Source organism: Jutongia sp. SJQ-6, from assembly GCF_054161275.1.
Window position 1 is genome coordinate 1,205,496 of the sequence record NZ_CP195314.1, and the last position, 13,278, is coordinate 1,218,773.

The following is a 13,278-nucleotide window of genomic DNA, read 5'->3' on the forward strand; positions in this document are numbered from 1 at the left end:
CCTACTGAATCCCTACATCGAAATGTCCACGACAGTGATCCCGGATGATTTCATCCTTTAGCACTGCATGTACCTCTTCTGCCGTCTCTGTGGTAAATTCAAAGCGCACCTGATGCACTTTTTCCCAAAATTCCCGCTCCATAGAGCATGGTATTTGAAACGGTTCCTCCCGATATATTATATTATAACAATATTTGCAACAGTTACGTACAATATACCGCCTTCCCTTTTCTCCCGCAAATACTTTTGCCATCGCCTTACCAGAGTTCTTCAGACAGGCTTTTATATTGCGGAAAATACACTGTGCCGATACCATCAACGGAATCCTGCCATAGCAGATCCACTGCATATCCCTTCCGTCTGTTACAGCCGAAAGTTCACGCTTTGTCAGCTCCCACGGTGCCGTAAACTGTGTAATTCCCTGTTCCCGCCACCAGACAGCTGCCTCCGAATTCATAATATACATATTGGCATCCAGACGAATCCTCTCCGGTTTTACTCCTATATCACATAACAGTTGATATCCCTCTTGACTGCGAACCAGATAACCATCCGGTGAAACATTCTTTAATAGTGCTCGATACTCCGTAATCGCCTGCGCACGGAGTATCGTCGGCAACGCAAGTACCGCCCGCTTCTTACTTTCCTTAATCCGCTGCAACAGCACCTCGATCACTGCATTATCAAACCATTCTTCCCTCAGGATCACTTCCTGTATACAATCGTGCTGTAAGACGGCATACAACTGTTTCTCATCGGATACCGCCGCACTTTGCTGCACATCCTTTGGGTCTCTAAGTTCCGAAATCAAGGCATCTTCTTGTGTGCCTGCCTTGATCTCTGCCTGCATCTGCCTGATCCGCTCTTCGTCAACCTCCCGGCTGCCGAGACGTTCCAAGCGATCCTGCAGACCCGTCAAAGCATTTCTTCGCAGTTTTTTAAATTCCCCAATCGGGACAAAGACATCCGCTCCCAGATCAACGTCGAGACTTCCCCATTCAAACGGTGTCTCCCCGGTCTGGGATAACACTCTGACAACGTCTTCTTTGGCAACAGCACGCTTCACCGCATTCTCCGCAATCATTCCTGTTACCGCAAATATTTCATTTTCATATTCACACTGCAGGAGGATTGGCTCTCCGGCAACAATTCGGATCTGCCCATTTATAGTAAGCTTCGGCGTGCTCTCTACGAAATCTTGCCGAATTTCCTCTAACAATACCTGATGTCTGGTACGAAACACCCGATCACCCTTCGCAATCCGGCAGCCTTTCTGATAGCGCGTCTGCACAAGCTCACCCGCATGATATGAAGATCCCGTCGTGTATTCATAGATACTGACACCGTCCGCACCGCGAAATTCTAACACATCCTGTGCAAATATCGGGCGTTCCAATCGATAACGCACCTGATGTTTATCCACATCCTGCACTGTTCCCACACAAACGCCTCCATGCTTTGGACGCTTATCCGCTAACATCTGCTCCGGCTTTTCCTCGAGATAGCCATCAGTAAATCCTTCTCGATTGTATATTTCGGCAAGCTTACGTAAATCATCTTCCCACTCTGCCGCATGCTCCTGCTGCCAGACCCGATATTTTGCAGAACCCAGTTCCAAATACAGATCCCGGTATTTGCGATACATAGCTGTCACATACGCCGTATACTCCGGCCGCTTCATTCTGCCTTCGATCTTGAACGAATTGATCCCTGCCTCGATCATCTCTCCGAGCAAAGGTAGTGCGCACAACTCCTTTGGGCTTAACAGATAACGTTTGCTGCCATCTATATCATATTGCATTCTGCACGGCTGTGCGCAGCGTCCTCTGTTGCCACTACGGCCACCCTGCATACTGCTCATCAAACATTGACCGGAATAGCAATAGCACAATGCACCATGTACAAACACTTCCAACTCCATCTTCGTCTGCTGCCGCATTTGCTGCAGTTCCGTCAGCGACAGTTCTCTTGCCGGAACGATCCGCGTTACACCGTAAGCAGCTAATCGGTCATCCACTCCCATACCGGAGGTCAAGGTCATTTGCGTACTTACATGAATATCCAGATCCGGGAAGCACTGGTGGATCACTCGTAAAACGCCCATGTCCTGCACGATCACAGCGTCAAGCCCCGCCTCGTAATACGGTCGCAAAAACGTAGGAAGGCTCTGCAATTCCTGTTCCTTCAACAGGGTGTTTACCGTCATATAAAGCTTTACTCCGTACAAGTGGCAATATCGTATCGCCGCCACCATTTCATCCTCTTCCGGATTCTGAGCATATGCTCTGGCACCAAACTTGGACCCTCCCATATACACAGCATCACAGCCTGCGGCTACTGCCGCTTTAAGGCTCTCCATCGATCCTGCCGGAGCAAGGATCTCAGGCACTCCTATTCTGCGTTTTGTTCTATTCTGCATCATCCAGTTCTCCATACTTTAAGAAAGAAGGGACTGTTGTGCATAGACCCAGTCCCTCTCCAATTATCGTTATATTTATTACCGTCTTTTCTTGCGACTGCTGCGCGACGTTTTCCTGGCAGGCTCTTTCTTGCCGATTGTTGCTGCTATCTCTTGCCCGATTTCTTCCGGACTTTTGGTCTCCTCAGCAACATTTTCTGTCTGTTCCACTGTTACCGCCGCTTCTGTATCCTCTGAATGCGTCACGTCTTCGTCGACATCCTGTTTCTCAACGGTCTCCTCTTTGTCTGCATTTTCCGGAGCAGTCTGCTGTGTAGCTGTCAACACTGCAGATGGTTTAGTATCTGCAGCCACATCTACTGTCTCTTCCTTTTGCACAACTTCTTTAGCAATCTCTTTCCGCAGCTGCTCTAACTCTGTCTCCAAGCGAATCGCTCGATGTTCTTCGGATTCTTTTTCCTGCTCAAGCTTCTTAACGGCATCTTTGGCTTCTTGAAGTTCCCGCTGCATCGATATCATCTCGTGTTTCATATCAAACAGCTCTTTTTCCATATCTTCATTATCCTGCTTAAGCTCCCGGATCGTGTTCTGTGCTTTCTGATAATCATCGGAAAGATTAATAGCTAGCAAGACATTCTTAAGCTCCGTCTCAAGTCTTGCATAACCCTCCTGTGCACGAAACTCTGCTATCTTGCCATTGATATGCATCGCAATGCGCTGTAAATAATCACTGCTTTCATAACCACTTAACGTATATGGCTTACCGCCGATCACCACTTCGACATCAATCTTTTTATTCATCGATCTCCTCATCCCTTTCTTCCGGTGCCTCTTGTGGCTCTTCCTCTTCCATTGCATTCACACCGGTAAGTTCCGCCTTATTGTGGCGAATAATATCCAAATGACCGCGAAGTGCTGTCTCTAGTGCTCTGGAATTGCTTACTGCACTCTCGCATGCTCTAGCGATCGCTTTTTCTGCCATCTCTAACATATCTGTCGTATAGTAAATAGCTCCATTGCCAATTTCTTCGGCCTGACGTCTGGCCGTATCAATGATCGCCTGTGCCTCTGCATTCGCACGCGCTACCGTCTCTTCTGCCTGCTGATATGCTTCCTGCATGATCGCATGTTCCTCTACCATTGCTTTGTACTGCTCCTGCGCATCCAACTTGATCGCATCCGCTTTTGCCTCAGCATCCTCCAAAATGGCATCTCGCTGACTGAGCATTTTCTGATAACGCGTAATCTCCTCCGGTACATCACGGCGCAGATCATCTAACAGATCATACAGATCATTCTTCGGCACAACAACCTTGGACTGTGATAACGCCTGCGGTTTACAACTCTCAACAAATGCATAAATATCTTCGATTTTTTGTTCAATTCTACTGCTTACCATATGTACCTCCTTGCGGCATATTGCCTGTTTATATTATCTGTTATCTGTGTTCCTATCCAACAAAAACTGCTGTACAGGAGGCGGCACCAATCCGGTGATGTCTCCACCAAACTGAATAATTTCTTTAACACCACTGGAACTAATATAAGAATGTTCCGGCGAAGTCGCCAAAAATACCGTATCTACCTGTGCATTCAAATGACGGTTTGTCTGTGCCAACGGCAATTCATACTCAAAATCTGCCGCAGTACGCAAACCGCGGATCACTGCGCAGGCATCCATCTTATCTACAAAATCAATCAACAATCCATCAAAAGCTTCTATGCGCACGCCCGGAATCTCTGCTGTCAACTCCTGCAGTAGAGATACCCTCTCTGCCACTGTGCAAAGCGGCTGCTTGGCTGCATTGCGAAGCACACCAACAATAACTTCATCGAACATTTTGGCAGAACGCACGATCAAATCCATATGTCCTACCGTCACCGGATCAAAACTTCCGGGAAATACTGCTCTGTTCATAGTTTTTTTGTCCCTCATTTTCTGATTCTCTACGCCTCTGTCTCACCAGGTACCCGCAAAAAGACATGACGATTCGTCTTATATTCTTTGATACGCTCTACCTCGCAGCCCAGCTCATACATATAATCTACATCCGTATCTAACGCTGTCTCGACGATGATCAAAGATCCGGCCTTCACCAAAGAAGACTGCAGCAAATATGGTACGATCCGCTCTTCCAGATCCAAATGGTACGGCGGATCCATAAAGATAATATCAAACGGTTGTCCTGCCTGTTCCAAACGGCGCAGAGCCTGCATCACGTCCATCGGCATGACCCGTGATCTGTCATCCATCTTCGTATGCTGTACATTCTGCTTAATGCAGCGGACCGCTTCCCGATCTTTCTCTACCATAACCGCTTCCTTTGCGCCACGGCTAAGCGCCTCGATCGCTATTCCACCACTTCCGCTAAACAAATCTAAAAAACGGCATCCTGCAATGTCCCATTGCAATATATTAAATAATGTCTCCTTAATGCGATTCGTAGTAGGTCTGGTATTCTTTCCAGACGGAACGATCAAATTAAAGCCTCGCACGGAACCAGCCACTACTCTCATATTAATCCAATCCTCATTTCTCGTATTATATATATAAAGTGCATCGTAATAAGTGACCTTGTAACGTCACTCTGCTGCACCCCATTTTAGCATAATCATGCGATGTGGTCAAACAACTTCCACATCTTCCCGCTGAATTTTCATCAAATCTTCACGACTTGGTGCAGACAGTCTGACAAGACGATTTGCCTGATTGATCACGATCTTTTCAAACAGATTACGAATTCCTCTGGCATTTCCAAATACATTCCATTCTTCTTCCGTTTTTGCCTGCAACGACAAAAGCACCGCCTCTCTGGCAGATTCTTCCAATTGCAGTCCAGCCTTATCGGCCATTGCATCTAGGATCGCTATGAGCTCTTCCTTCGAATAATCCGGAAAATCGATAAATTTGTTAAATCGCGATACTAAACCCGTATTGCATTTCAAAAATGACTGCATTTCTTCTGTATAACCTGCCACAATGACGATCAGATCATCTCGGTGGTCTTCCATCAATTTTACTAATGTATCCACTGCTTCCATACCAAAATCATTCGGAACATCAGGATTGACCAGGGCATATGCTTCATCAATAAAAAGAATCCCCCCAACTGCCTGCTCGACCAATTCGTGCACCTTAAGTGCCGTCTGGCCGACATATCCTGCCACAAGCCCGGATCGGTCCGTTTCAATAAAGGTTCCCTTGGATAAGATTCCAAGCTCCCGATAGATTTTTGCCACCAATCTCGCCACCGTCGTTTTGCCGGTTCCCGGTGCACCGGTAAATACCATGTGATATGACATATCCATTTGCGGAAGTCCCATCGTTTCCCGAAGCTTGCGAATACGGATCAAGTTGACCAGAGACTGGATCTCATCCTTTACCCCCTGCAAACCAACCAACGCATTCAGCTCATCTAACAGGCATTGCAGACGCTCCTCCTGCTCTTTGCGTTCTGCCTCCTCACGTTCCTGAATACGTTTTTTGACTGCCTGAAACTGCTTGCGCGCCATTTCCTGCTGTAACTGTTCCTCCAGCTTGTCCTGCCTTACATTCCATTCATTGCTCGCCTGTGCGGCTGCCGGTGACTCTGCCATCACTTCTGCAGACTGCTGTTTTACCGGGACATGCAGCCATCTTGTATCATCTAGAATGTCCGTCCCATATAATTTGTGAAACAGATACTCTTCCGTATTCCAAGCATCCTTTGTATCCACAAATACACTTACCCTGTCATAAAATTCACGTACAAACCGGCGCGTCAGAACACTTTCCCGATCCACCATATACGCCATACACAAAATGATATTGACAAAGGAATCCAAAAACTGCTCTCCGGTATGCTGAATATATTCATCGTCATAAGCTGCACACAGCTGTAAAAGCACCGGTGGAAATCCGCAAAACCGTCTGCACTCCTCAATCAACTCTCCGGTCACAGGGATCTCCGGTGAAACTGCTAATAGATTGGAATCCGTGATAATAGCAATATACTCTCTATCGCTTTCTGTCACAATGCCCTCTGCCGCTGCAAAAGTCACTAGTACAGACTGCACGTAACGATCTAAGATCATTTTAGCGGACTGTTTCATAACCTGTCTTGCCTGCTCCCAGAGACCGCTGCGTTCCAAATTTTCACAAAAAAGGCATAGCCGGTCATAGTTTGACCGCCCAATCTGCAGTAATCTATCTGTCGTATACCCTGCCTGCACCATATGCAACCTCCCTTACCGTTCCAACACACAATTAAATTAAGTGTACTATTTTTACCTTCAAAATGCAATGTTCTTACAAAAAGATCTCGTCGGTGTAGGTTTGTATTTTTTCACGCAATCCCCGATACTTTTTGCACATTTCTATTATATCCGTCCGCTCAAATCCAGCCGCCGCTTCATTTGCCTGTTTTAGTATTGCTGCATCCTGATAAATATCTGCCAGCTTAAAATTCAAGTCTCCACTCTGTCGGATGCCAAACAGATCCCCGGGGCCGCGCAGTTTCAAATCTTCTTCTGCAACCAGGAATCCATCATTGGACTGCTCTAGCACCTGCAGTCTCTGCTTCGTTTCTTTGGAAGGTTTGCCCATCATAAAAATACAATAAGACTGCGCCGAACCTCTTCCGACACGTCCACGAAGCTGATGTAACTGCGCCAAACCAAACCGTTCTGCATTTTCGACCATCATCACTGTGGCATTTGGCACATTGATACCAACTTCGATCACCGTCGTAGATACCAAAACATCAATCGCTCCAGAGACAAATCGCTCCATGATCTCATTTTTTTGTGCCGGTTTCATCTTGCCATGCAGCACTTCGATCCGTATCTTAGTCGACATCTCTTCCCGCAGTGTCTGAGCATAATCCGTGACATTTTCCGCCTCCATATTCTCGCTTTCCTCCACCATCGGACAGATCACATATGCTTGATGCCCTTTTTCTACTTCTTTCTCAATGAATCGATACGACTGCGGACGATATCCGGTATCCACAACACAGTTTTGAATTGGAAGTCTACCCTTAGGAAGTCCTTTGATAACCGAAATATCCAGTTCTCCGTATAAAATGATCGCTAACGTGCGTGGGATCGGTGTGGCACTCATAACCAACATATGTGGTGTATGCCCTTTTGCATAAAAACTTTCGCGCTGACGCACACCAAAACGGTGCTGTTCATCGGTGACGATCATCGCAAGATCCTTATACTCTACCTTATCCTGAATGAGTGCCTGCGTTCCTACGACAATATCAATCTCTCCCGCTGCGATCTGAGCCTGCATATCGCGCTTTGCCGCTGCCGTCATAGAACCGGTCAAAAGACCGACTCGAACCTGCAAGGGATCAAACATTTCGCAAAATGTCTCATAATGCTGCTCTGCCAACACTTCTGTCGGCACCATGATCGCCCCTTGATGTCCCTGCTCCACAGCTATTAGCAACGCAATCTGCGCAACAATGGTTTTACCGGATCCAACATCGCCCTGGATCAATCGATTCATCACAAATCCTGATGAAACATCTGCCGCGATCTCGTCCACTGCCTGTTTCTGTCCCTCTGTCAGCTCATAAGGAAGGTTCTCTAGCAGTGCAAATACTTTATCCCCCGGATGCAGTATATAGTCTGATGGTTTTTGATGACGATTTTGTTTCATCTGATGCATTGCCAGCGTAAATAAAAAGAACTCCTCGAAAACCAAACGGTTCCTTGCAGCAAAAAAATCCGCTTCCTTTGACGGAAAATGAATATCCTGCAACGCTTTTTTATGCAATACAAGATTATATTTTTTACGCATATCCAGCGGAAGGAACTCTGCATCCAACTCAGCCTGCGATAGTGCTTGATCTACAGCTTTTTTGATCGCATTGTTTGTCAGTCCCGCTGTCAATGGGTACAACGGCTGCAAGCGGTACAACATACTGCGGTATTCCTCATATTGCAGCATTTTGGGCTGCTGCAACATCAGACGTCCCCGTTTTGATATAACTTTTCCTCGCAAAAGATAATGCGTTCCCATTTTAAGAGAACGGAGTAAATATGGCATATTAAACCAACTCACTGGAATGGAGCCACTGGAATCCCTCATCGTACAGCTTACAATCTTAAGATTACGCACATAACTGATCTTAGGCTTAGTTGCCAGGCTTACATCCAGAACGATCACATTTCCGTCCACCGCTTCCGATACCGGCTGTACCGGCTTATACACATCATATTGTCTGGGATAATGAGCAAGCAGATCTCCGATCGTATAAATTCCCAGCTTTGCATACAAACTTTCTGCTTTTTGTCCCACCCCTTTTATATTGCGTATACTATCCCTCTCTCTCAACGATGTCTCCTCCCTCCGTAGCTCGAAAATCATCCATCACATTACAGTTACTCCGGCTTTAGAAGATTTAGAGTCTCTATTGAAAAAGGATCATCACGCTGCTCTGTCCGACCAGTATGACAACCCTTTCTCGAAAACGTTTCTTAATACTCGCTTATTACTCTACAGAAATAAAGTAAGAATATACCGGCTGACCACCGTACTGTACTTCTACTTCAACATCTTCATGTGTGTTCTCAATATCCTCTGCAAGCTGCTCTGCCTGTTCCTTCGTTGCATCACTGCCATAATACAGACTGACTAACTCAGAGTCCTCATCTAACAGAGACTCGATCAATTCCTTTGCTGTACCTTGCAGATCACTGCCAACCGATACGATCGTCTTATCAGTAAGGCCCATGAAGTCACCCTGCTTAATATCTTTGCCATCCATATTCGTATCACGAACCGCATACGTAACCTGACCGGATTTGATCAATTGCATCTCTTCTTCCATAGATTCTGCATTTTCTGCAGCAGATCTTCCACTGACAAAACTGATCATTGCAGCAATTCCCTGCGGAATATTTTTGGACGGAACGACGTACACTTCCTTATCTTCTGTCAGATTCTTTGCCTGATTTGCTGCCAAAATAATATTTCCATTATTTGGCAAAACAAAGATATTATCTGCATTCACCTGCTCAATTGCAGATAATACATCATCCGTACTTGGGTTCATTGTCTGTCCGCCTTCGATCACATAATCCACTCCAAGATCACGGAAAATATCTGCCAATCCATCTCCGGCTGCTACGGCAATAAAACCATTTTCTTTACGTGGCTCCTCTTTCTTTGGTGCGCTTGCCGACTCGGACGCTTTCTGTGCATCTCGTATCACCTTTTCCTGATGCTCCTCACGCATATTGTCAATCTTCATGCTGGTCAAAGAACCATACGTAAGTGCTTTCTGAATCGCCAGACCCGGATCATTGGTGTGCACATGTACCTTTACAATATCATCATCAGCTACTACTACAACGCAGTCACCGATCTTCTGCAAATATTCCTTAAGCTGACTCTCGACTACATCTTCGCCGCGCTCCAGCATAATGATAAATTCCGTACAATAACCAAAGCGGATATCCTCTTCTTCAGAAGCGCCGACAGATCCATTAACCACGCGGGTTGCTGTACCTGTATTCACTGTGAAATCCGTTGCCTTACCCTTCAAGGCATCGAGCGCACCGCGAATAAATGTCATCAAACCTTCCCCGCCAGAATCAACAACTCCCGCCTGCTTCAGTACCGGTAGCAATTCCGGTGTCTGCAGCAATGCTTCCTCCATTTCAGCAGCGACTTCATCGCAGAATTTGATAATATCGTCCGTATCTCCGTTCACTAACAGATCCATCGACTTGTCCGCTCCTGCCTTTGCAACGGTAAGGATCGTGCCCTCTTTCGGTTTCATGACTGCTTTGTATGCCGTTTCTGCAGCATGCTGCACGCCATTTCCTAACGCTGTCACATCGATAATATCTAATCCCTTTAATTCTTTGACAAAACCGCGAAAGATCTGGGACATGATAACGCCGGAATTTCCTCTTGCTCCTCTAAGTGAACCACTGGAAATCGCTTTGCCCAATTCGGTCAATGTCGGATTCTGAAGATTGGCTACATCTTTCGCTGCAGCCATTATGGTCATCGTCATATTCGTTCCGGTATCTCCATCCGGTACCGGAAATACATTCAATTCATTAATATATTCCTTCTTCGCCTCTAAACCCTTTGCTCCTGCCAAAAACATTTTCTGCAACATCTTTGCATCAATTGTCTGAACGCTCACTGCTTTAATCCTCCTTGTGTTTGCAAATCGGTAAATTAATCTTCATCTACAATACGAACACCTTCAACGATGACGTTAATCTGTTCTACTTCCATTCCGGTAAAAGTTTCTATCTTATAGCGTACATGCTCAAGCACGTTTTGAGCAACTGCGCGGATACTTACACCATATGCTACAATAATATGAAGTTCCACTTTTATACGGTTGTCCACAACATATACATTCACACCGCGTCCTGCATTCTCTTTCTTTAGGAGCTTGATCACGCCATCTTTTACATTAACGGCCGCCATGCCCACGATACCAATACATTCTGCTGTCGCAGCCCCGGCATATTTTGCTAAAACATCACGGTCAATAATAATGTTGCCCATTTTTGCATTCATTTTGCCTTTCATAAATACTCCTCCATTTCTATGCTGTTACATCTTAAATATGTTTTATTCAAGATTTAAAATCTTTGTCATATACTAACATTAAGATACACTGTATTAGTATATCCTATTCTACACAATTGTGCAAGCGAGGGGTTTTATGCGTCATATGATTGGTTTTGTATTGTTTTGGATCGCCATCGGCATGACAATCATGTTTTTTATTTCAAACGCTGTTATTGCCGTATTGATCATCCTGCTCTGCCTTGTTTTAGGCTATAATTTATTCTGTTCATAGAAGCAAAGCCCGCGCTTTGCTTCTGCAAGAATTGCTAAAGCAATTCTTGTTGGCTGCACACTACATAACAGCAATATTTGCTGTCCGCTAGAAAAGCAAAGCCCGCTCTTTGCTTCTGCAAGAATTGCTAAAGCAATTCTTGTTGGCTGCACACTACATAACAGCAATATTTGCTGTTCGCTAGAAAAGCAAGAAAAAGGACCGGGAATGATCCCGATCCTGTGGATTCTCATATAAAAGGTGATTGCGATTATGCACGCTCTACAGCTCCAGAACGTAAACATCCTGTACATACTGGCATTTTCTTGGTTCCACCATTCACCTTTACACGAACAGACTTAATGTTCGGCTTCCACATCTTGTTGCTTCTTCTATGTGAATGACTCACCTTGTTTCCGAAGTGAACACTCTTTCCACATACTGCACACTTTGCCATCGTAAGCACCTCCTTACCTTTATTCCTGATGGTCTCATTTATCCTGTCATTTCTGTCAGTGTTATTAGCACAACATGAACATAATACCAAAAATCAAACAGAAATGCAAGAACAAAATTTAATTTTTTGCTTTTTGCGTTTTTTCCTTTTTGGAAGGAACATATTTGTCCAAAAGATCAGGAACCATATCCAATACTTTTGTAATGCTATCCTGATTTTTTACATTGACAAGCTTCGTCTCACCATTGCGGATCACTAAGATCGCACTCGGTTGGATCTTTCCGCCCATACCTCCGGCACTGTTTTCTTTCTTGCCCGGCTCTGCGAAAGCACCTGCAGCCACACCAAAGCTAACGTCCACCAGTGGCAAAATGATCGTTCCATCATCAAATTTCACGGCATCACCCACAACGGTCTTTCCGGTAATAAATCCTTCCATCCCCTGAAATAAGGATCCTACATTTGCGTTAAAAGAATTGTCTGCCATTTACTTTTCCTCCTTCCACTTCTCCCATTCGTGTAGAAGCTTTCTGCCATCTTTATTTTTTATTATGCGCCACGCAATACAAATTAATGTAATCATGCGGATTCTTCCACGAAATGAAACATTCCCCTCTATGCGTTTCTGCTCAAAATCCGGAATGATCTGTACTCCGTTCCCATACCATGCATAAAAAAGTGCGAGCACTCCCAACAGCTCACCGGTAGAGCACGGATCTCCGGTTCCAAATATTACTTTACCGCGCATACGCCGCGGATGTATTTGTTTCCATAAATGTATCACATTCTCTTTAACGATGCAAATAAATGCTTTTCCCGCATCACTGCGCAAAATATCAACCAGATCCTGCACAGAATGTACTTTTTTCTTAATCTTTCGCACAATCTTTATTACATTTTGAAGCCAAAGAAACAACTGTCGGATCCCCCGCGGCTTTTTCTCTCTTTCATCAGCCTGCCTAAAAGCCGATCGCTCTTCTCTTTGATCAGTCGTCTGCTTAGAAGCAATCTGCTCTTCTGTCTTGTCAGACTGCTTCTTAGGAACATTCTGCTCTTCTGTCTTGTCAGACTGCTTCTTAGGAACATTCTGCTCTCCTGTCTTGTCAGACTGCTTCTTAGGAACATTCTGCTCTTCTGTCTTATCAGCCGCCTGCTTAGGTGCTATCCGCTTCTCTTGTTCAGGTGCTGTCGGACTCTTCTCCAAGTTCACAGAGGGCGCTTTCTTCTCCTGTTTCGATGATCCCTGTGTTTTTTGAACTGTTTCGGCTGCCTTCTCAGCTTTTCGCTTCTGTGCTTTTGGGGCAGAAGACTTTTTAGAACGGCGTTTTTTATGTGCGCCGTCACTGCGCAGGATCGGCACGCCAAAAACACGGACTTTCCACTGCAGATCCTTTTCAGTGATCAGGATGGGCACACGAAGCACAACACCTAACCATCGAATACTGATCTGTGCTTTTTTATCATCGAACGAGATCTTTCCGCAGTAACGCACTGCCGCAAACAATATCGCCAGTGCCACGATAACAAGTACCGCCAAAAGGATCCCTATCACTTTTGCTATGGTAACCAAAACCAATAATATGATCTTTTCCATCGCC

13 protein-coding genes are annotated in these 13,278 nt (G+C 45.3%); 1 reads left to right on the forward strand and 12 read right to left on the reverse strand.

Going from position 1 to position 13,278, the window contains the following annotated elements:
- Window position 1: 1 nt before the first annotated feature.
- The 9 genes from ACSAJE_RS05625 to ACSAJE_RS05665 all read right to left on the reverse strand — a co-directional run bounded on the left by ACSAJE_RS05625 (window position 2) and on the right by ACSAJE_RS05665 (window position 10,970).
- Window positions 2-2,422 carry a DUF3656 domain-containing U32 family peptidase gene (locus tag ACSAJE_RS05625; RefSeq protein WP_458009928.1) on the reverse strand — a complete coding sequence of 807 codons (2,421 nt, stop codon included), beginning with the start codon at window positions 2,420-2,422 and terminating at the stop codon, window positions 2-4.
- 75 nt (window positions 2,423-2,497) lie between these two features.
- Window positions 2,498-3,220, reverse strand: coding sequence for a cell division protein ZapA (gene zapA, locus ACSAJE_RS05630; protein WP_458009929.1), 723 nt, complete (start codon window positions 3,218-3,220; stop codon window positions 2,498-2,500).
- Entirely contained in the window at window positions 3,213-3,818 is a 606-nt protein-coding gene (locus tag ACSAJE_RS05635) for an SPFH domain-containing protein (protein WP_022024533.1), read from the reverse strand. The genes zapA and ACSAJE_RS05635 overlap by 8 nt, the downstream gene beginning before the upstream one ends.
- Before the next feature lie 33 nt (window positions 3,819-3,851).
- The gene (gene coaD, locus ACSAJE_RS05640) at window positions 3,852-4,337 is read right to left on the reverse strand and encodes a pantetheine-phosphate adenylyltransferase (protein ID WP_118690036.1); all 486 of its coding nucleotides are present in this window, start codon (window positions 4,335-4,337) and stop codon (window positions 3,852-3,854) included.
- 29 nt (window positions 4,338-4,366) lie between these two features.
- Window positions 4,367-4,936, reverse strand: coding sequence for a 16S rRNA (guanine(966)-N(2))-methyltransferase RsmD (rsmD, locus tag ACSAJE_RS05645; RefSeq protein WP_118689820.1), 570 nt, complete (start codon window positions 4,934-4,936; stop codon window positions 4,367-4,369).
- Between the two features lie 108 nt (window positions 4,937-5,044).
- Entirely contained in the window at window positions 5,045-6,634 is a 1,590-nt protein-coding gene (locus ACSAJE_RS05650) for an AAA family ATPase (RefSeq protein ID WP_118689821.1), read from the reverse strand.
- A 73-nt stretch (window positions 6,635-6,707) separates the two neighbouring features.
- Window positions 6,708-8,747, reverse strand: coding sequence for an ATP-dependent DNA helicase RecG (recG, locus tag ACSAJE_RS05655; RefSeq protein WP_458009930.1), 2,040 nt, complete (start codon window positions 8,745-8,747; stop codon window positions 6,708-6,710).
- A gap of 157 nt (window positions 8,748-8,904) precedes the next feature.
- A complete protein-coding gene (locus tag ACSAJE_RS05660; protein WP_458009931.1) occupies window positions 8,905-10,572 on the reverse strand; it encodes a DAK2 domain-containing protein in 1,668 nt (555 codons plus the stop codon).
- A 35-nt stretch (window positions 10,573-10,607) separates the two neighbouring features.
- A complete protein-coding gene (locus ACSAJE_RS05665) occupies window positions 10,608-10,970 on the reverse strand; it encodes an Asp23/Gls24 family envelope stress response protein (protein WP_022024434.1) in 363 nt (120 codons plus the stop codon).
- Window positions 10,971-11,106: 136 nt separating this feature from the next.
- Here ACSAJE_RS05665 and ACSAJE_RS05670 point away from each other — a divergent pair, with 136 nt between their 5' ends.
- Complete coding sequence (locus ACSAJE_RS05670; protein WP_458009932.1) at window positions 11,107-11,244, forward strand: hypothetical protein; 138 nt, start codon at window positions 11,107-11,109, stop codon at window positions 11,242-11,244.
- A 250-nt stretch (window positions 11,245-11,494) separates the two neighbouring features.
- Here the strand turns inward: ACSAJE_RS05670 and rpmB are convergent, their stop codons facing one another.
- The 3 genes from rpmB to ACSAJE_RS05685 all read right to left on the reverse strand — a co-directional run bounded on the left by rpmB (window position 11,495) and on the right by ACSAJE_RS05685 (window position 13,274).
- A complete protein-coding gene (gene rpmB, locus ACSAJE_RS05675) occupies window positions 11,495-11,680 on the reverse strand; it encodes a 50S ribosomal protein L28 (RefSeq protein ID WP_118507499.1) in 186 nt (61 codons plus the stop codon).
- A gap of 118 nt (window positions 11,681-11,798) precedes the next feature.
- Window positions 11,799-12,167, reverse strand: a complete 369-nt coding sequence (locus tag ACSAJE_RS05680; RefSeq protein WP_458009933.1) for a GerW family sporulation protein — start codon at window positions 12,165-12,167, stop codon at window positions 11,799-11,801.
- Window positions 12,168-13,274 (reverse strand): DUF2953 domain-containing protein, encoded by a 1,107-nt coding sequence (locus tag ACSAJE_RS05685; protein WP_458009934.1) that lies wholly within the window; start codon window positions 13,272-13,274, stop codon window positions 12,168-12,170.
- Window positions 13,275-13,278 lie beyond the last annotated feature (4 nt).

Coding starts and splice junctions, on each gene's coding strand:
- ACSAJE_RS05625 (WP_458009928.1), bottom strand. CDS start 2,422: ATGATGCAGAATAGAACAAAACGCAGAATAGGAGTGCCTGAGATCCTT.
- zapA (WP_458009929.1), bottom strand. CDS start 3,220: ATGAATAAAAAGATTGATGTCGAAGTGGTGATCGGCGGTAAGCCATAT.
- ACSAJE_RS05635 (WP_022024533.1), bottom strand. CDS start 3,818: ATGGTAAGCAGTAGAATTGAACAAAAAATCGAAGATATTTATGCATTT.
- coaD (WP_118690036.1), bottom strand. CDS start 4,337: ATGAACAGAGCAGTATTTCCCGGAAGTTTTGATCCGGTGACGGTAGGA.
- rsmD (WP_118689820.1), bottom strand. CDS start 4,936: ATGAGAGTAGTGGCTGGTTCCGTGCGAGGCTTTAATTTGATCGTTCCG.
- ACSAJE_RS05650 (WP_118689821.1), bottom strand. CDS start 6,634: ATGGTGCAGGCAGGGTATACGACAGATAGATTACTGCAGATTGGGCGG.
- ACSAJE_RS05665 (WP_022024434.1), bottom strand. CDS start 10,970: ATGAAAGGCAAAATGAATGCAAAAATGGGCAACATTATTATTGACCGT.
- ACSAJE_RS05670 (WP_458009932.1), top strand. CDS start 11,107: ATGCGTCATATGATTGGTTTTGTATTGTTTTGGATCGCCATCGGCATG.
- rpmB (WP_118507499.1), bottom strand. CDS start 11,680: ATGGCAAAGTGTGCAGTATGTGGAAAGAGTGTTCACTTCGGAAACAAG.
- ACSAJE_RS05680 (WP_458009933.1), bottom strand. CDS start 12,167: ATGGCAGACAATTCTTTTAACGCAAATGTAGGATCCTTATTTCAGGGG.
- ACSAJE_RS05685 (WP_458009934.1), bottom strand. CDS start 13,274: ATGGAAAAGATCATATTATTGGTTTTGGTTACCATAGCAAAAGTGATA.